The sequence below is a fragment of the Mesorhizobium sp. WSM3866 genome, from assembly GCF_002294795.1.
Classification (GTDB): domain Bacteria; phylum Pseudomonadota; class Alphaproteobacteria; order Rhizobiales; family Rhizobiaceae; genus Mesorhizobium.
This window is the reverse complement of sequence record NZ_NSGC01000032.1, coordinates 1-16,546: the sequence shown is the minus strand read 5'-3', so window position 1 is coordinate 16,546 and position 16,546 is coordinate 1. Positions and strand designations below refer to the sequence as shown.

Sequence of the window (16,546 nt, the reverse complement as noted above, 5' to 3'; positions counted from 1 at the left end):
TGGGCCACGTTGGGGGCCACAGAACATGCACTATTTTCCTCGGAGCCCGAACCATTGACACATGTGTAAGGGCCTATCGCAACGCAGTTTGCTGACTCTATCGTCCCTCGCGATCCGACGACCATCGACCCACACCCCCGGCCCGTTGGGCGGTCGTCTTTTCGGGCTGGGAAGCCGACACAAAGGCGTCAACGGACCAGACTCCATCGGCGGCCCAGGGTCTTGAGGCGCAATAAACTTGGGGAACAAAGAGCCATGCTCACGCACGGGAACATTGGGGCCCGATAGAGGTTGGGGCTTATGTCGATCAGCTCAGTGTTGCCAGCTTCTTGGTCTGACCTGATTATTCGCAAGCTCCAGATCATCTCTGATCTTGCCTCAGCCGATATTGCTACTTTGAGAGATATCGCGGTTCAGGAGCGCGACTACCGGGCAGGAGACGATATCGTGCGCGAGGGCGACCGACCCTCTCATTCCTTCGCTGTTCTGGACGGCCTGGTGTCATCTGCGAAGTTCACCGGCGAGGGGAAGCGGCAGATCACATCGATCTTTGTTCCGGGAGACCTCCCGGATCTCCACGGAATTCATCTTTCGGTTATGGATTGCACCTTCGCGCCACTAACGCCGGCCCGAGTGGGGTTCATGCGCCACGATGCGCTGCGTGCCATCTGCACCAAACACCCGTCCATCGCCAACGTGTTCTGGCGCTCAACGCTGATCGATGCAGCGATATATAGAGAGTGGGTCACCAATGTCGGAAGGCGGGAGGCCTATGTTCGCATGGCTCACCTCCTGTGTGAGCTCATCGTCCGTCTCCATGCAGTCGGCCAAATTCAGGACCACGTGGCGGAATTTCCGGTCAGCCAGGCCGTGCTTGGCGACGCACTGGGTCTGTCCACCGTTCACGTCAACCGAGTGCTTCAGGAACTTCGCCGCGATGGCCTGATATCCACCTCGGGCTCAAGGCTCAAAGTTGTCGACTGGAATGAACTCGTGCGTGCAGGGGACTTTTACACCACCTACCTGCACGAAAAGAACGTGACGCCGCTATGAGTCCCCGCGAGGGGATTGACCGAGGTGCTAAGCATCTCGAGAGCATGGTGATCTTTGCGACGGAGAGCTGCCTCGAGGGGCTTATGGATTCGGTAGTCTACCTGGTTTCCCGTGAGAGCGCGGGCAACTTGACCGGCCGACCTTGGGGGCTAACGATCTACGTCCCCCAGTACTATGTCCAGAGAGCCCAGGATGGCGGTAACGTCAGCCAGCATATGGCCGCGGCAAAGCAGATCCATAGCCTGAAGATGCGCGAAGCTCGGGGCTCTCAGCTTGCACCGGTAAGGTTTGTTAGTCCCGTCAGATACCAGGTAGACGCCGAACTCTCCTTTCGGAGCTTCCACAGCAGCATACACTTCTCCGGTCCGGACCCGAAATCCCTCGGTGTAGAGCTTGAAATGGTGTATCAGCGCCTCCATCGACCGCTTCATGGCCGCACGTTTCGGCGGCACGATCTTACCGTCCGCGTTGGAAACCGGACCCGGCCCTTCTTTAGCCAGCAGATCCACGCACTGGCGCATTATCCTCGCTGACTGACGCATCTCCTCCATGCGCACGAGGTATCGATCGTAGCAGTCGCCGTTCTTACCAATCGGAATATCGAAATCCATTTCGGAATAGCACTCGTAGGGCTGGGCCTTGCGCAGGTCCCAAGCAGCACCGGAGCCACGCACCATTACCCCGGAGAACCCCCAACCCCAAGCATCCGATTCCGAAATCTGCCCGATATCCACGTTGCGGAGCTTGAAGATCCGATTGTCCGTCAGCAGCGTGTCTAGGTCATCCACTGATTTCAGAAACGGATCGATCCACTTGCCGATATCCGAGATAAGCTCGTCGGGCAGATCCTGGTGTACGCCGCCTGGTCGGAAAAAGGCTGCATGCATCCGTGAGCCGCTTGCGCGCTCATAGAAGACCATCAGCTTCTCGCGCTCGATGAAGCCCCAGAGCGGCGGGGTGAGCGCCCCGACATCCATGGCTTGGGTGGTGACGTTGAGCAGATGCGAAAGGATGCGCGAAATTTCGCTATACAGGACCCGGATCAGTTGCCCACGCCTCGGCACCGTCAAACCCGTGAGCTTCTCGATCGCCAGACACCAGGCATGTTCCTGGTTCATCGGCGCCACGTAGTCGAGCCGGTCGAAATACGGCAGGGCCTGCAGGTAGGTCTTCGTCTCAATCAGCTTTTCGGTGCCACGATGAAGCAGTCCGATATGCGGATCAACCCGGTCGACTACTTCGCCGTCGAGCTCCAGCACTAGCCGCAGCACACCGTGAGCGGCCGGGTGCTGAGGGCCGAAATTGATATTGAAGTTCGGACGGAATTCTCTGCCAAGCGGCCGTTCCTCAGCGCGGGAACGCACCCAACTGGGAGGCGAACCGGATGTTCCACCCACGCATTGCGTCGCGAAGCAAATTCCGACTGCATTGCATTGTGCACGCGTTCCTCCTGCAATTGGTTGTGTGCCGGCTATAGACGCGGGGGCGAGCGGGAACAAATAGGCTGTCACTTGGTTCGGCTGCACGCAAACAAGGACTGCCCATGGACAGAGCGTCCCACATCAGCGAAGAAGCCGGCAGTCGCGTGCCGCTCCCGACCTTAGTCGGCTGCTGTTCGAACCAAACCTACGAGTCCATGGCCTGATAGACCAGACCGTCGTTTCGAATGCCTGAAAGCGGTTCGTGACGGCGGGAATGATCTGTACGTTGAAATTGATACGCCTGACGGCGACGCAGATGGCGCCCGACGAATTGCCCTAGAGATCAAGCTGTTCCTGAAACACTCTGGCCGCAACGGCTTCGTCCTTGGCAAGAACACGGTCTATTCTGCCGGGATCACCGTCCTCGCAGCTTTCCCGAAGAGTTCCCGGTTTTTATGTCCGCGGGCAGTCTTGCTGGTCCACGAACGTCGGCTCGAAAGGGACTGGTCCTGAATGGGCCAATCCGCAGTTGCCTCCAGATCGTCCGGGAACAACTTGCCTTGCTGCAGACTGCTGAGCGGCTCGAAAACGAAGGCTTTGAGGATCTTGTGGAGGGTTCGAAGATATCTCTGGAGCAGCTTCGTGATCACGCCTTAAACAACTGCTACCTGATGGCCGAAAGAGCGTTGGAGTTGGGTCTTGTTGCGGACATCGCCCGATAGAATTAGGCCTCTGAACGGACTTGTCCGGCTTTGCTCTTGCCGGCCGAATAAAAACGGACGACGGCCATGACTGATAACGCAGACTTGGTAGCGCGAAGCGGCGGGTGCCTTTGCGGTGCCGTGAGTGACGTTGTCACCGGCGAGCCCTTGTACGTCGGTTTGTGCCATTGCCAGGGACTGCAAGCGAACCAGCGGCACCGCGTACAGCGTGTTTGCTTCGCCTAGCTCAAGCCGATCGCGATACGCCCGCAACTTAGACGCGGCGAATAGGTTCTCAAGCCTTCTCTAGGATAGCGGGTTCGGTCTCGCGGCGCGCGTTGCCAGGCGAGGCGCCGTTTGGGGATCTGTGCTGCATTCCCCGGAGCCCGTTCGGCCTCCCAGGCGAGCGGGCTCTTGCCGTCCGGGGTTGGCAAGGAGAACCAGCAAACGGGACGGCTGAATCCTGCTATGATCCGCCTGCAATCCCGCCGCGAAACCCCGTTGGAAATGGCGCAGCGCCACGTTCGGTAGCGCACGGAACGCGTAGCGCGCCAGCGGGCGTTGATCGCCAGAATGGAAGTGCGTGGCCAACCCATAGGTGAAGCCGAACACCTGTTGCGGGAGTTTGAGGCGGCCCAACGCCAACACACCGAACACCTGAGGCGTCTCCGCGATAGCTAGCCGCCGTATGGAACCTTTCGCCCGGATCCGGATTCACGGCCAGAGGGACCCTCCATGGCCGAGAGCAAGAAAGAGCGCGACGAACGCATTCAGGCGGTGAAGGGATTTTCGAGTGCGGTTTCTCATGCGCGAAACCGGTATCACCGAGGCCCAGGCGCGCGAGCTCATCGACCTGATCGGCAACGACGCGAACTCTCGACTTCGAGAGGCGCGTCTTCTGGCGAGAAAGATAGACGCGCGACAATGCTAAGGCTCAAACCCATGTGCAACGACTACGAGCAGCATATCGCTTGGGCCGAATACTGCCGCATCATGGAGTCGCTCGCCTTGCAGATCTCCAGCCATCAGAGTGAACTTGACCTGCCGCAAGCTGACATCCGCATCAACGACCCGGCTCCGGTAATGCGCGCTGCCGGCGATGCAATCGAGCTAGCCTCGATGACATTCGGCTTCCCGCCCTCCGGTCCAAAGGGCGGGCCGGTGTTTTCGGTCGGAGGGGCGACAGTTCGCAAACAGCGCGCTGTCTTGTGCCGGTATCGGCCTTCTTCGAGTTCACCGGAACGAAGTACCCGAAGGCGAAGCACCGGTTCACGTCGACGGCGCCCCGTTCATGGCGATCGCGGGGCTCTGGCGCGAAGCGGCCGGCAACAAGCCGCCCACCTTCACCATGCTGACGACGGATCCCAGTCCCGACATTGCGCCCGTCAGGTCGTGGTCCTTGAGCCGGAGAACTGGTCCGCCTGGCTCAACCTGACGGAATCGGAGGGCGATCTGTTGCGACCGCTTCCAGCCGGGTCTTTGTCAGTTGAGACGGTTCGAGAGTGAAGAGGCTGAACAGCCCGGCTGGTCATGCATCATGGCATGACTCCCCCAAGCACGAACATTTCCAGCATGCGGCATCGTCGGCCAGTGTCATCAATCCGACAACGTCGAGGTTGCGAGCTGGTCCTTCCCAGCTCGGGCTCACTTGAGCGAATTTGTAGACTGTCCAGTCGGCTTGGTTGTCACGCGGATCCACAGCACATTCCTGGCGCCAATCATGAACCGCCCGACCCGTGACCGCAATAGCTGCTTTCGACGGTGTTTCTGCAACCGCAACTTAGTGGGATGTGACCACGTGACCGGACATTACTTCAACCATGTAGCTCTGCATGCAGCACTCGCTCCAACAGGACTTTCCAACTTGGCGCGGCCGGCCTTCTTCCGAACTGGCGGAATCCGGCGGCCGATGCATACTGTCGCGGAACTTGAAAACTTCGGCCGCCATCATTTTTGGCGGGCCCGCGTCATGTGCCTGCGTCCATAGGTTACGGGGGGAGTGCCTCAATTACGCTCCCCGTCCTACAGTGAACCGTCACTCTCGATACGGCACGTGGGTGCCCGGATCGTGATTGTACTGAGGCTCGCCGCCAGTGACTACCGGTTGGCAAAGCCCTCAGGGCGTTATGCTGGTGCCGGCGATGATCTCAGATCTCACTTCGGGGAGGTGCAGGACGAAGGGGCAAAACGGGTTCTAGCTCAATTAGGCACCTAACGTCTTTCGAGGAACAAATCGCATCAGCAGAGGTTCGGCTCGACCAACTACGGAGAAGAGCAATGTCTGAGTCGCGCGAATGGCTGATCCAATGGCTGAGGGATGCCCACGCCATGGAAGAACAAGCCGAAACGATGCTATCCGGCCAATTGAACCGGATCGAGAGCTACCCCGAACTCAGCGATAGAATCCGCATCCACCTGGAAGAGACAAGGGAACAGGCCAAGCGGTTGAAGACCTGCCTGGACGGCCTTGACGAGGGCTCTTCCATGCTGAAGGACGCAGGCGGCAAGCTGACCGCGACGGCGCAGTCGCTCAGCGGCGTATTTGCTGGCGACGAGGTCATGAAGGGGTCCCTGGCCAGCTACACCTTCGAGCACATGGAAATCGCATCTTACACCATCCTCATCGCCGCCGCGAATGCGGAGGGCGAAGCCGAGATCGCCCGCGTCTGTGAGCAGAATCTGCGGGAAGAGGAAGCGATGGCTGAGTGGTTGAAGAGCAACCTGTCACAAGTTACGGAAAAGTTCCTAACGCGGGCAGAAGCCGATCGCGACAGTGCGAAACGCTGACTCAGATGGACGGCCATCAGGGTGCGAAAAGCTGGCCGAACGCAGCATCGAGCACAATCGGCATCCGACCAGGAGCTCGAGAAGGAACCTAAGCTGCTATGAGCACGCGTGGGAAAAATTTCCTCGATCAATGGATGGCGGAGCATCTGCCAAATGCGACCACCGACGATCCGCTCGCAATCATCTATCTGTCCGACGCGGCCATGGAAGCTGCAGGGCGCGAAGGCATCTCGCCCGAGGAGATGATTGAGGATGTCGGAAGCCTGTTGAGGGTGATCCTTACAGCCATGCAACACCGGAGGGGCGGTTTGGCCGACTGAGACCAAGAGGTGCCCGAGAACTGCGATCGGCATCAGAGATCTGCCGGCGCTCCGATCGGTTCGGCCCTGACGCTCCCGCACGGAGTAGGATCTGCAGCTGAAGATGAAACGCACGATGTGCGGCGGCAAGCCGATCACGCTGACCTATTCGCCCGACACCAGCCCGAAAGACCCTCCCCGCAAAGGACGTAGCCGGCCACCAAAAATGGAACCGCCGGACTTCTCCTGACCCTCAAATTTGAATGCGGGCTGGTCTGGCGCAGATCACGATAGGGTATGCCGCATTATCGGTTCGAAGTCGTTTGGAATGGGGAGAGCCTTGGAGACGCCTGGGTGGACCTGGCCACCATCAGCGATGCGCGGAAGGAAGCGCTAAGGGCGCTACACGACATTGCGGGCGAGGAAACGGTGGTCGCCGAGCAGGACCGCAGGCTAGTCGTGTCGGTACAGGACGAAGCTGGCTTGAGTGTCTATTCCGCAACTCTGACGCTGTCGCAGTCGCACTGATGTCTCTCAGAGCAGCAAGTGACGTTTCGCAGCGGTCAATCCAATCTAATCGACTCGTGCCCGACTTTTTCGGGGTGTATTGTCTTGCGGGTGTGGCGTCTCGGGGTAGAGGGTGAACGAATGTGTGAGAGCCTTCATAGTGCTGTCCCGCTCAGGAACGTGGGCATGCTGGCGTACGGCATAATTGAGCCTGCCGAAATCAACATTCTAGCGAAGGCAGTGAGCGACTACTGCTCAAGTCACAAGATCGAAAGCGTTGATGAGCGCGAGAACGTCGCGCTCAAGGTGATGAGCCTTTTCGGACGCGGGATAACCGATGCTGACCAGCTGTTGGAAGAACTTGAGAAGAACCTAAAGCGAGCCCGCAATGCGACGCCGGGAGAGCCTACTGGAAAAGGCAGAGCGCCACGTCCGCGAGGGCGAGGCGATAATCGCTCGCCAGCGTGAACTCATCGACAAGCTGGCGCGAGACGGTCACCCGATAGACGAGGCGCAAGAATTCTTGCGCAAGTTCATGCGGGTGCAGGCCGAGCACGTCGCCCACTGGGAGCGCTTGCTGGAAGAGACCTGGACGCGCTCTTCGAGCCCGCCGCGGGCCTACGAATGAACGTGGCAGGCTTCGGCCCGTCGCCACTCGGAGAGAGGGCTAAGGTCTTTTGGTATTTCGTGAACAGAACCGACATCGTGTATGTTAACCATTATCGTCGGCAACTACCAAAGGACGCCGGCGGCTGAGAGACAGCGACCTAGCGCTCCCGTCTGCATCAAGACCGGAGCGAGTCATGTCCGACCATTCCGTCAAGTATTTTTCACGCGCGCGCCTATCCGCGGATGACGTTAGGCTGATTGCTAAAGCGAGGAAGGCGATTGACCGCTCCCAGCAGAGATTGCGGGACACCAGGCCATTGACCGACCCCCACCGGCTAAGCCCGCATCTGACCCGGAACTTTGTGTCCATCGCCGAGACGGGGCACGAATGGCGCGTCATTGTCGAGGAGGCCGGTATAGGCACCGTCATTCGTTCCTTCAGGCATCGCCTGCCGGCCTTCAACTTTGCCCAATGTCAGGTGATGCGGCTTGGTCTCGACAAGATCAGCTCGGTCCACGGTGTCAGCGATGCGTCTTGCATTGCTGTTGGTCCCGAGGGGAACGTCAGGCCTGTCCCCCGCCGTTCCAGCTCATGACGCTCGCTGATGACATTGAGATGGTGCGAGGGCACGTCAGGCTCGGCAGACGGCACCTTGCCCTGCAGCGGGAACGGATAGCCAAACTACAACGCCTCGAACTGCCAGCTGCCAAGGCGATTGAATTCCTCGAACTCGTTGAAAGCATGCAGGAGCTTCACGAACTGCACTTGTCGCGCTTGCTGGAAAAGGCAGCGGGGCACGATGCAGCCTAGATATCGGGGGCCCGGCCTGCGAGGGTATCGAGGGGACCATGGGCGCACAGGCCGAGCCTTGCCCGAGGGGCAAGTCTGGATTGTACGCCACCGTTCGGCGACCGACATCAGAACTTTAGGCGTAACTAATAAAAAGCCCGCCGCAGCCAATGAGCGTAAGCGACGGGCTTTTTAGGTTGCCACTGAGACGGCTGCATTCCCGAAGGAACCGACCGCCTTCTCGTTAATCACTGACCCGTGAATTCGTTCCACAATGGACCGTTCTGTGAGATAGTCGCAGATGCCGCGCTGAAGGGGCGGCGCTTATGTCGTTGTCGCGTAGCAGTCGCGTCTACGGGCCTGCTGATCTGGACATGCTCCAGGGGGTGTTTAACCGGTTGTGCGACGAGCGACGCCTAGCAAGGAAAGACCGGGAACAGCGGGACCATCTGGCTAAGGAAGTCCTCCAAGCTTTTGATGACGGCATCACCGATGAGATGGACCTATGGAGCGCGCTTTCGAAAAGACGGAGAGCGTAGCGGGGGGCATGTCAGGCGCTGAAAAGGCGGCGCATAATGCGTATCTGCCCCGGCTCGTAACGGGGTAAGAGGCCCGGCCTGTCCCGCTCAAGTCGTCCCCCGACTTTCCCCGCACGCAGGCCGGGCCGCCTCACCTTCACCTGCGTAAACTGCAAAACGGAGCGGCTCGCAGGGTCAACAGCCGGTTACAACAGGTCACTTGAACGCGTATCTGTTAACAACCCCGTCTGCCTCATTCGTGACCCGGATCCAGCGCTGTTCGTCACCGCGGAAATTGGTGACCTCACTGCTGGTGGCCGTTTCCGCTGCCACCCATGGAGTATTGGCGTTGATGGTATGACTAGTCACAACGCTGTCCCCATCCATCTCTTCTACCCGATAGACCTTCATGTGCGACCTTTGCTCTATTCATCCCGTATCTGAACAGAGATCGAGGAAGGTTGTTCCTACGCGCAATGGCTAGCTCCCCAGCAACTGGTCTCTGTCGTCGGCGGCTGAGCTTAGAACGGCGCGAACCGCCAGCAGCTGATCCGCTCGTCCTTTACGAACTGCACTTGTCGCGCTTGCGCGCAGCAATGCAGCGTCGCACGGAGAGCGTAGCAGCGAAAGGTGTATCAGATCTCTGACACGGCGGCGCGGGCTTCTCCCGAGGCTGCGCTCGCCAGGGGCGCTAATCAGGCCTTGGCTCTACCAGGCCGGCATCGACGTGATCGGGTAAACGTGGGTGGGTGGGCCTCGCGACTGATGCGGTTGTCATCGCGTCCGGCGGCAGAAGGATGACCATCTTCGCCTCTTGATCGGGCCAGAGAGGCTTTCCTGCCAGCACGAACACGGTGGCGACAAGGCACGTCAGGAGGATGGCGGCGCAGAGGTTGGCAATCATCTCGCCCAGTTGCACGACGCTTTCTCCCGGCAATGAGACACCCGCCGCTTCGCAGGTCGCGGCGGGTGGTCGATCACAACAACTGACTGACGATGAAGGGACACGTTACTCGCCAGTCCCGACTGCAATGGCATAGCTGGCAATATGTTTCGTCGATGCGACCTTTGAGTTGGAAGGCGGGACGTTAGTCTGACGGCAGAGCTAAAAAGCTCTGAGCACGACGGGGCGCCCATCAGTAACTCATTGGGGCCTGGCGGGAAGCTGTTTCCGACGAGAAAGGTGACGCGTCCTCGCCGACTTCATAAAATGCTCTGGCGAGGATTAGGTTGCAGCGTAGGAACCAAAGCGTCAGCCGGTCCGTCTTCTGGGCAGCATCCCGACTTGAATTTGACAGCTTGTCGTCGTTTGGAGGTGCCCAGATTGTTAGCAGAAAGCATTAGATCATGGCCGACAAACAAATAGGCAATGGAGGAAGCGGCTTTGAGATCGCTATGGTCGTCGTCATCGTTTGCGCTGCGATGGGCCTGATCGTGGTCGCCGCTACGGCGATGCAGTGAATGCCGGTTGGTCGGCGCCGCTGAAGTTCGGTTCCCGAAGGCAGGTTCCTGTGAGACGATCCGAGAGCGTCCCTGTCGGGTCGGAACCGACGTGAAGAGCGCGCTCGCGCAGGAGATGCGGCGGGCTCTTCTGCGGATGTGGCCGGCGGTCCACGATAAGCCGCGTTTTACCAAACCGTATGAAATGTGAGTGGACCTTCCTCGCATATGCGAGGTTATAGCCCGCTATGCCCAAATTTTTTTTCGATGTATCCGACGGTGGCGAGTCTACCACGATGCGCGTGGAGTGATCCTCCCGAACGAGGACGCGGCCAAGCTTCGAGGCTGCGAAATCGTGACCAGACTCGTTGTCGGGACGCACTATCCCAAGGACGAGAGCCGCGATCTGCTCTGCACAATCCGCGACGTCGGCGGGCATCCGATTATGAAGATCAGGGTTGAATCGGGCGCGCCGGTTGTCAGCGAAGAGAAACCCCAGCACTGACTGAATTAGCGACCGATGCGCAAGACGCGGACGGCGTTGCCGATCACATCGGCTGGGCGCTTCTGGCCTTAGGCCCGGTTGGTATCAGCACGTTTCTCCTGCGCGCTCTTGCAGAGATGATCTAATTTGTCGCGGATCCGATCATTATCAAGCAGTAGCTTGGCGCGCGGGAAACCTTTGCTACGAAGCTCCCGTTCAATGGCTTGCCACCCTTCACAGTCGCCCGATGCGGCAAGTTTCCCACATGCGCACGTCACTCTTTTGAGACACGCGTTTCGTTCTGCCGCCGCGGGGGGACCCATCGTTATTAGAGCCGGGAGGACCGAGATGAACATGGTTCTTGTCACCCCATCCGTTGCCGGGGCGTGTTCCTCCCGATTTGGCAATCGCCTTGGAACTCAGGCTCGTGCCGAGCAAAACGGTTATGGCTGGCGGCGTCACCGCCGCAAAACGCCCCGCCTTCTTCAAAAAATCCCGGCGCGCCTCGCCCTCTGAAACAAGCTTTTCGGCGTTCGTTTCCGTTGGTCTTGTGCTCTCGTTTGGCACGTTAGCACTCCTTCCCAGAGATGACTTAGTCGCTGCATGCACAACAAGTAGTCCCCCAAAAGGCGTATACATCGCGCCCAGGAAAAAACACCCGCTGCATGCAGACGGCAGCGGGTGTCGAATTTGGCAACAATGACTGGCGAGAAAGGGAGTAACGATCGCCAGTCCGGAAGCCAATGCGACAGCGGGGCTATTGTTTCACGGTATGGACCAATGCGCGCAGCGACGGGACTTCAGTCGCAGCAGATGCACCAGAGACCGGGCAGCATCTGTGTCGGGTACGCCCAGATCGCGGACGCTGCTCATATGGTTCACGCTCGCGAGACTCATTCGTGAAATCTGGACTGTCACCGACGGATCGAAACGATGGTCGATCGGCGAAAACCGCTCAACCTCTTCATCGGTGATGGCGATTTCAGGCGCGAGGAACGACTCTTGCAACGGCCTTAAATCGTAGATGCCACCGAGCAGGAGCGCTCCTTTGATACCCGACGGTCGGCTGTCGTCGTCGAAAAGCATCGTCGCGAGGTGCGCGCCGGCGGAATGCCCGCTCACGGTCAACTTGCCGGGGTCGCCGCCGTGGCTTTCGATGTGTCCATCCACCCACCGCTTGGCGCGGCGTATCTGGTCGACGATCGGGGCCATCCTCACCGCCGGCATCAGCGCATAGCCCAGGATGACGCGATCGCTCCTGCTTTGATTACACACCCCGCGACATAGGAAAAATCTGTCTTGGAGAACATGCGCCAGTAGCCGCCATGGATGAAGATATGCACCGGCAGTCGATCGCGTCTGCCTTCCGGGAAAAAGAGGTCCAGAGTTTCAGCGTGGCCGGCTCCATAAGCGACATCAGCGATCATGGGGATTTTCGCCCTGGTCTCCGCACTTCTGCGGCGGATCCCGGCGACGATGTCGTCGAACTCGGGGGATCGCGCGTGCGGAATGGGTCTTTCGCCATCTCTCTCATCAGATCATCACGGCGCGTATTTCGCCTCCATGAACTAGGCTTGTAATGCTTCTGGCCGCCCTCGCGCCCAAGCCCGCTCTGCTTGACGCTTGCGGAGGGTCGGCAGGGTCGGACATCAGATCGCGATTGAGCGCGATCATAACGGACTCGATCTTCGATGCCATGCGGGTGCCTTGCAAGACGCGTGCGTAGATATAGGCGGCAAGGCCATACTCGGCGCTGGAGATCGCGGTTGCGGAAAAAGCGGCCAGAAAGGCACTGACGTTAACGCACCTTCGCTCGGCTGGCCCGCCAGATGACATTACCAACATCGTCGGCGACGAGCAGCGCGCCGGCCCGATCGACAGCAACGCCGACCGGACGGCCCATCGCCTTGCCATCATGTCCGAGGAAGCCGGTGAGCACGTCCTTCGGGGGCCCGCTCGGTCTACCACCGCGGAACGGCACGAAGATCACCTTATAACCGCTGTGCACGCTTCTGTTCCATGAGCCGTGCTGGCCAACGAAAGCGCCGTTGCCATAGGCCGTGCCGAGCGACGCGCGTCTGGAGAAGGCAAGACCCAGAGAGGCGGTATGGGAGCCGACCGCATAGTCGGGCTTGACTGCCTCCGCCACAAGAACAGAGCGCTGCGGCTTGACGCGTTCGTCGACGTTCTGCCCATAATAGCTGTAGGGCCAGCCAAAGAAAGCGCCGTTGCGAACTGAAGTGATGTAATCAGGCACGAGATCGTCCCCAATCTCGTCACGCTCGTTTACGGCGACCCAAAGCTCGCCGGTTTCAGGATTCCAGGAGAGCCCGTTTGGGTTGCGCAGCCCGGACGCGAAAACCCGGGTGCTGCGGCTGGACCGATCCACCTCAAGGACGGCGGCGCGGCTTTTCTCCGCAGCGATGCCATTTTCTCCAGCGTTGCTGTTGGACCCAACCGTGACATAGAGTTTGCGTCCGTCCGGACTTGCGATCACGTCCTTGGTCCAATGATGGTTGATGTCTCCGGCCGGCAAGTCGACGATCTTTTCCGGCGGCGCGGTTATTCGGGTCTGGCCGTTGGAGTAGGGGAAAGCGACGAGCGCGTCGGTGTTGGCGACATAGAGCTTGCCTTTGGAAAGCGTCATGCCGAAGGGCGAATTGAGGCCTTCCACGAAAATTCTGCGCACATCCGCAACGCCGTCGCCATTGGTGTCGCGCAGGAGCGTGATGCGGTTAGCGCTGATGGTCGCAGCGCCGGCTCGCTTCATGGCCTGGTTCATGATCAGCTTTCTCAGGCTGAAGCCAGCGTCATGTTTGGCAGGGGCATTGGTTTCGGCCACAAGCACGTCGCCGTTCGGGAGCACATGCAGCCAACGCGGATGGTCGAGGCCGGCGGCGAACGCTGTCACCCTCAGTCCCTTCGCCGGGATTGGCATACCACCTTTCTGCCAGCCTGTTGCCTCCGCGATGTTGACGGTCGGGATCAGTGTGGGTGTCGGTTTCGGCAGGGTGGGGTTGGGGCCATAGCCGGTTACTGCCACCGTTTTCTGAGCTGGAACGCTAGCGCAGCTGACTATGAGGGCTCCCAATCCAGCTAGGATGAAGTTTTGTGGGAAGCCGGCATGCATCGAACGTCCTCCGTTCGGATTCGCCTCGTGCTCTTGGTTAAACGCTAGTCAGCGGCTTGGTATTCCGATTAAGTCAAAACAGCAGCTCGTGATCCGTTGCCGATCCGCTTGAGAGCTAGGAGTTCGCGACGCTCTGCTCTCTGCCATAGATATGCCGCGAGGAGATTCCGGCAACGCCGGCGGCCCAAACTCGAGCGAGCTGGTTGGAGGACACCTCGCCTGGTTGGCCTGTCGCAAGCAAATACGCTCGCCGGCATGATCTATCTCGCCCAGATCAGCCCGGCGCCTTCGTTGGGAAGGTGGCAAGCGTGGGCACACCGCAAGAGCCAAAAATCAGAGAAGCCGAAGCGAGCGTTTAGCGGCTTCATGTTGTATCGATAAAACATCTCGTCTCGTTACGGCCTTTGGTCCGTGTCGACTCTCCGACTCCTCAGCGCGATACTTGGGGCTCGTGCTTCCAGGAGGGTGCCATGCGAGAATTGCCGCCCAACGTCGATGCGGATGTCGTGATTGAAGTGGGCCGATACCTGGATGATCATGCGAAGACCACAGCAGTTTCCATATCAGACGCGATACCTGTCGTCAGACGTCGCGCACCCGCTACTCGTGCCAGCGAGCTATGGCTGGAAGAACTGATTGTAGAAAGCGCCGGCACCAGACAGTTGGCCGTCTTGCTTGATAATCGCTAGCACCGCGAAATCTCGCCCCAGCACCACCTATGCAATTGGCGATCCTGTGCTCGTCGCGAAGCTAGGCGCTGCCCTGCCGGTGACCAACGGTAGGCGAGGCCTAGATCCGAAAGTTGGTCACGCCCGGGCCGCTATGCCTTCCGCGCTAAGCGGGCCTAGAACTCGATAGCCCGATGCCGCCTTGCTCTTTGCCGGTTTGACGGTTCCCGACGGCCTCTCTGCAATCGATGCAGGGCCGTCGAGCTTTGGGTGGCGCTCCGTTACTAAGGCGCCGTGAGGCTAACGGTCACGGCCGAAGCGGCCCGGTGGGGGATCGCAGAGCGTCTCAAAGACCACCTCTTGAAACGCAATTTGGCCCTCCCTAACTCGTTTTTGCCGGATGCCGCTATCGGGTCCTGGCACGGGAACAACGGTCCTATCAGGGACCGAGTTCGGTTCATGTCGCTCGCATGGAGGATATGTTCCGGCGTTTGCTCGAACTTCCCTCCTCGCGGTTGCGAGCTGGCTCCTGGCCGTCTCGGTCTCTGCCTGATCGCCGCCCGATTGCCTTCGATCCAGTTCGCTTCCGGCGCACGCGTGCTTCGCGCGTTGCGGCGTCTGGTCGTCAATCGAAGGAGGATCCCTATGCTGTTTTCGGATTTGGGCCGCGTCGGATTCGATCCGTTTCTGGAAATGCGGCGCATGCAACAGGAAGTGAATCAGCGTCTGGCCGGCGTGACGGCCAGTGCCGCCCAGGAGTTTCCCCCGGTCAATCTTTGGGTCGGCAACGATAGCGTAGCGCTGACCGCCGAACTGCCTGGGATCGCGCCCGACGAGGTCGAACTTACGGTGCGCGACAATACACTAACATTGAAGGGCGAATGCGAATCTCGAGCGGAGGACGAGAAATCCGTCTGGCATCGTCGCGAGCGCCCCTACGGAAGCTTCTCCCGGACGGTGCAACTGCCGTTCCGCGTCGATCCGGAACAGGTCGAGGCACGTTTCGGCAACGGGGTGCTCGAGGTCGAACTGCATCGACCGGAGGCGGATCGGCCGAAGAAGATCCAGATCAAGGGATGAGAGGAGGGAAACATGGCTCAGGAACTAAAGACCACCGATCGCCAGGTCATCAGCAAGCCTGACAGCGGCGAACGGACCCGCTCTCGGCCCGTATTCGTGCCGCGCGCCGATATCTATGAGACGCAGGACAATGTCGTCCTTCTCGTCGATATGCCCGGCGTCGTCCCGGATGGAGTGGATATCACGCTTGAGAAACGAACACTGGCGATCCGCGGCTACGCGGCCGATCAACAGCATGAAAATTATCGTCAGGTCTATGCCGAATACAGCGCCGGCGATTATGAGCGCGTCTTCACGCTATCCGAGGACATCGACCGCGACGGCATCGAGGCGTCCCAGAAGAACGGCGTCCTGCGTCTGGTGCTGCCCAAGGCGGCGCCGGCCAAGGCCCGCAAAATCCAACTCAAGATGGCTTAGCCCTTAGAGGCTAGATGAGGTTGACGATGCGAATCAGAGACCCGATCCCTTGAAGCAACCGATGCCCGTCACTCCACGCACGGAATGGCGGGCCATCTATTCACTCTCCATTGCCGACGATGAAGGGAACTCGCACGCTCGCCGGCTCTACCAAATGATGCAGCAGGGCGAAGGTTTCAGCATAGGGACCAAAGTGTGAGTCTCTACGACTTCTGTCCGAATAGAACATCTCAACGGGCATGCGATCATGGTCGCGGCGGCACGGGTCGTCCTCGCATCTACCCGTGACCGTCTGAAAGCACGGAGCCCGCTCGTCCCCCTCAAACGAGCGGGTTCTTGCATGCGACGATTTCGAGAAAGATCCTAAGCAGCGGCTAGGTTTTCCTTCGCATGAGCGCGCGGGCTTTGAAATTTCTGGACCGGTGGATGGCAGAACATCTGCAAAACGTGAGCACCGAAGACCCAGGGGCCATTGCCGATCTTGTCCTTGAACTCCTGGCTACTGCCGGGCGGCAGGGCATCGCGCCCAAAGAGATATACGAGGAGGTCGATAGCGTGTTTCGAGTGCGTGTTTCGGTAATTCCCGGACACCCTTTTCGCTAAATCCCGGACAGTGATTTCAGTAATTCGCGGACAGCGATT

21 protein-coding genes and 1 pseudogene are annotated in these 16,546 nt (G+C 59.4%); 13 read left to right on the top strand and 9 right to left on the bottom strand.

Annotated elements, in window-relative coordinates; genetic code table 11:
- Positions 1–300: 300 nt before the first annotated feature.
- Positions 301–1,053, top strand: a complete 753-nt coding sequence (locus CK222_RS31015) for a Crp/Fnr family transcriptional regulator (protein ID WP_176477807.1) — start codon at positions 301–303, stop codon at positions 1,051–1,053.
- A gap of 149 nt (positions 1,054–1,202) precedes the next feature.
- On the opposite strand, the gene CK222_RS31010 is transcribed toward CK222_RS31015, so the two are convergent.
- Complete coding sequence (locus CK222_RS31010) at positions 1,203–2,417, bottom strand: NADH-quinone oxidoreductase subunit D (protein ID WP_095802955.1); 1,215 nt, start codon at positions 2,415–2,417, stop codon at positions 1,203–1,205.
- Between the two features lie 617 nt (positions 2,418–3,034).
- On the opposite strand from CK222_RS31010, the gene CK222_RS32680 reads away from it, so the two are divergent.
- The 8 genes from CK222_RS32680 (at position 3,035) to CK222_RS30975 (ending at position 8,188) form a co-directional block, all read left to right on the top strand.
- Positions 3,035–3,196, top strand: coding sequence for a hypothetical protein (locus CK222_RS32680; protein WP_176477805.1), 162 nt, complete (start codon positions 3,035–3,037; stop codon positions 3,194–3,196).
- Positions 3,197–5,452: 2,256 nt separating this feature from the next.
- Positions 5,453–5,962 (top strand): DUF892 family protein, encoded by a 510-nt coding sequence (locus CK222_RS30995; RefSeq protein WP_095802953.1) that lies wholly within the window; start codon positions 5,453–5,455, stop codon positions 5,960–5,962.
- Positions 5,963–6,096: 134 nt separating this feature from the next.
- Positions 6,097–6,282, top strand: a complete 186-nt coding sequence (locus tag CK222_RS30990) for a hypothetical protein (protein ID WP_245433413.1) — start codon at positions 6,097–6,099, stop codon at positions 6,280–6,282.
- Positions 6,283–6,385: 103 nt separating this feature from the next.
- Positions 6,386–6,511 carry a hypothetical protein gene (locus CK222_RS33500; RefSeq protein WP_280951803.1) on the top strand — a complete coding sequence of 42 codons (126 nt, stop codon included), beginning with the start codon at positions 6,386–6,388 and terminating at the stop codon, positions 6,509–6,511.
- Between the two features lie 104 nt (positions 6,512–6,615).
- Positions 6,616–6,789 carry a hypothetical protein gene (locus CK222_RS32675; RefSeq protein ID WP_164746643.1) on the top strand — a complete coding sequence of 58 codons (174 nt, stop codon included), beginning with the start codon at positions 6,616–6,618 and terminating at the stop codon, positions 6,787–6,789.
- A gap of 367 nt (positions 6,790–7,156) precedes the next feature.
- Positions 7,157–7,396, top strand: a complete 240-nt coding sequence (locus CK222_RS32090) for a hypothetical protein (protein ID WP_128294520.1) — start codon at positions 7,157–7,159, stop codon at positions 7,394–7,396.
- A gap of 175 nt (positions 7,397–7,571) precedes the next feature.
- Positions 7,572–7,973 (top strand): hypothetical protein, encoded by a 402-nt coding sequence (locus CK222_RS30980; protein ID WP_095802950.1) that lies wholly within the window; start codon positions 7,572–7,574, stop codon positions 7,971–7,973.
- Positions 7,970–8,188: a hypothetical protein gene (locus CK222_RS30975; protein WP_095802949.1), complete on the top strand. Its 219-nt coding sequence runs from the start codon at positions 7,970–7,972 to the stop codon at positions 8,186–8,188. Before CK222_RS30980 ends, CK222_RS30975 begins: the two co-directional genes overlap by 4 nt.
- A 713-nt stretch (positions 8,189–8,901) precedes the next feature.
- Here the strand turns inward: CK222_RS30975 and CK222_RS30965 are convergent.
- Together CK222_RS30965 and CK222_RS30960 are read right to left on the bottom strand one after the other, a co-directional pair.
- Positions 8,902–9,096 (bottom strand): hypothetical protein, encoded by a 195-nt coding sequence (locus CK222_RS30965; RefSeq protein ID WP_095802948.1) that lies wholly within the window; start codon positions 9,094–9,096, stop codon positions 8,902–8,904.
- Between the two features lie 280 nt (positions 9,097–9,376).
- On the bottom strand, positions 9,377–9,604 hold the full coding sequence (locus CK222_RS30960; RefSeq protein WP_095802947.1) for a polymerase: 228 nt from the start codon (positions 9,602–9,604) through the stop codon (positions 9,377–9,379).
- Positions 9,605–10,480: 876 nt separating this feature from the next.
- On the opposite strand from CK222_RS30960, the gene CK222_RS32670 reads away from it, so the two are divergent.
- Positions 10,481–10,630, top strand: coding sequence for a hypothetical protein (locus tag CK222_RS32670; protein WP_176477803.1), 150 nt, complete (start codon positions 10,481–10,483; stop codon positions 10,628–10,630).
- A 213-nt stretch (positions 10,631–10,843) separates the two neighbouring features.
- Here CK222_RS32670 and CK222_RS30945 read toward each other — a convergent pair whose 3' ends face one another.
- From CK222_RS30945 to CK222_RS30930, 5 genes and pseudogenes are all read right to left on the bottom strand, one after another.
- Positions 10,844–11,176, bottom strand: a complete 333-nt coding sequence (locus tag CK222_RS30945; protein ID WP_095802944.1) for a hypothetical protein — start codon at positions 11,174–11,176, stop codon at positions 10,844–10,846.
- 198 nt (positions 11,177–11,374) lie between these two features.
- Positions 11,375–11,836, bottom strand: coding sequence for a carboxylesterase family protein (locus tag CK222_RS33595; protein ID WP_348628824.1), 462 nt, complete (start codon positions 11,834–11,836; stop codon positions 11,375–11,377).
- Positions 11,836–12,036, bottom strand: a complete 201-nt coding sequence (locus tag CK222_RS33590) for a hypothetical protein (protein WP_336619670.1) — start codon at positions 12,034–12,036, stop codon at positions 11,836–11,838. Before CK222_RS33590 ends, CK222_RS33595 begins: the two co-directional genes overlap by 1 nt.
- Before the next feature lie 152 nt (positions 12,037–12,188).
- A pseudogene (locus tag CK222_RS33305) lies at positions 12,189–12,358 on the bottom strand (aldehyde dehydrogenase family protein); the annotation flags it as partial.
- A gap of 49 nt (positions 12,359–12,407) precedes the next feature.
- Positions 12,408–13,739 carry a sorbosone dehydrogenase family protein gene (locus CK222_RS30930; protein WP_095802943.1) on the bottom strand — a complete coding sequence of 444 codons (1,332 nt, stop codon included), beginning with the start codon at positions 13,737–13,739 and terminating at the stop codon, positions 12,408–12,410.
- Positions 13,740–14,209: 470 nt separating this feature from the next.
- Between CK222_RS30930 and CK222_RS32085 the strand changes: the two genes are divergently transcribed.
- The 3 genes from CK222_RS32085 (at position 14,210) to CK222_RS30920 (ending at position 15,904) form a co-directional block, all read left to right on the top strand.
- The gene (locus CK222_RS32085; RefSeq protein WP_141247178.1) at positions 14,210–14,428 is read left to right on the top strand and encodes a hypothetical protein; all 219 of its coding nucleotides are present in this window, start codon (positions 14,210–14,212) and stop codon (positions 14,426–14,428) included.
- A gap of 624 nt (positions 14,429–15,052) precedes the next feature.
- Entirely contained in the window at positions 15,053–15,487 is a 435-nt protein-coding gene (locus CK222_RS32665) for an Hsp20/alpha crystallin family protein (RefSeq protein ID WP_176477801.1), read from the top strand.
- Positions 15,488–15,499: 12 nt separating this feature from the next.
- Complete coding sequence (locus CK222_RS30920) at positions 15,500–15,904, top strand: Hsp20/alpha crystallin family protein (protein WP_095802941.1); 405 nt, start codon at positions 15,500–15,502, stop codon at positions 15,902–15,904.
- Positions 15,905–16,267: 363 nt separating this feature from the next.
- Here CK222_RS30920 and CK222_RS33300 read toward each other — a convergent pair.
- Positions 16,268–16,546: hypothetical protein (locus CK222_RS33300; RefSeq protein WP_245433411.1), on the bottom strand; the 279-nt coding region annotated here is incomplete at its 5' end.

Coding starts and splice junctions, on each gene's coding strand:
- CK222_RS30975 (WP_095802949.1), top strand. CDS start 7,970: ATGACGCTCGCTGATGACATTGAGATGGTGCGAGGGCACGTCAGGCTC.
- CK222_RS30930 (WP_095802943.1), bottom strand. CDS start 13,739: ATGCATGCCGGCTTCCCACAAAACTTCATCCTAGCTGGATTGGGAGCC.
- CK222_RS30920 (WP_095802941.1), top strand. CDS start 15,500: ATGGCTCAGGAACTAAAGACCACCGATCGCCAGGTCATCAGCAAGCCT.
- CK222_RS33590 (WP_336619670.1), bottom strand. CDS start 12,036: ATGATCGCTGATGTCGCTTATGGAGCCGGCCACGCTGAAACTCTGGAC.
- CK222_RS30965 (WP_095802948.1), bottom strand. CDS start 9,096: ATGAAGGTCTATCGGGTAGAAGAGATGGATGGGGACAGCGTTGTGACT.
- CK222_RS30980 (WP_095802950.1), top strand. CDS start 7,572: ATGTCCGACCATTCCGTCAAGTATTTTTCACGCGCGCGCCTATCCGCG.
- CK222_RS33500 (WP_280951803.1), top strand. CDS start 6,386: ATGAAACGCACGATGTGCGGCGGCAAGCCGATCACGCTGACCTATTCG.
- CK222_RS32085 (WP_141247178.1), top strand. CDS start 14,210: ATGCGAGAATTGCCGCCCAACGTCGATGCGGATGTCGTGATTGAAGTG.
- CK222_RS32665 (WP_176477801.1), top strand. CDS start 15,053: ATGCTGTTTTCGGATTTGGGCCGCGTCGGATTCGATCCGTTTCTGGAA.
- CK222_RS30990 (WP_245433413.1), top strand. CDS start 6,097: ATGGCGGAGCATCTGCCAAATGCGACCACCGACGATCCGCTCGCAATC.
- CK222_RS30995 (WP_095802953.1), top strand. CDS start 5,453: ATGTCTGAGTCGCGCGAATGGCTGATCCAATGGCTGAGGGATGCCCAC.
- CK222_RS33595 (WP_348628824.1), bottom strand. CDS start 11,836: ATGCCGGCGGTGAGGATGGCCCCGATCGTCGACCAGATACGCCGCGCC.
- CK222_RS31015 (WP_176477807.1), top strand. CDS start 301: ATGTCGATCAGCTCAGTGTTGCCAGCTTCTTGGTCTGACCTGATTATT.
- CK222_RS32090 (WP_128294520.1), top strand. CDS start 7,157: ATGCGACGCCGGGAGAGCCTACTGGAAAAGGCAGAGCGCCACGTCCGC.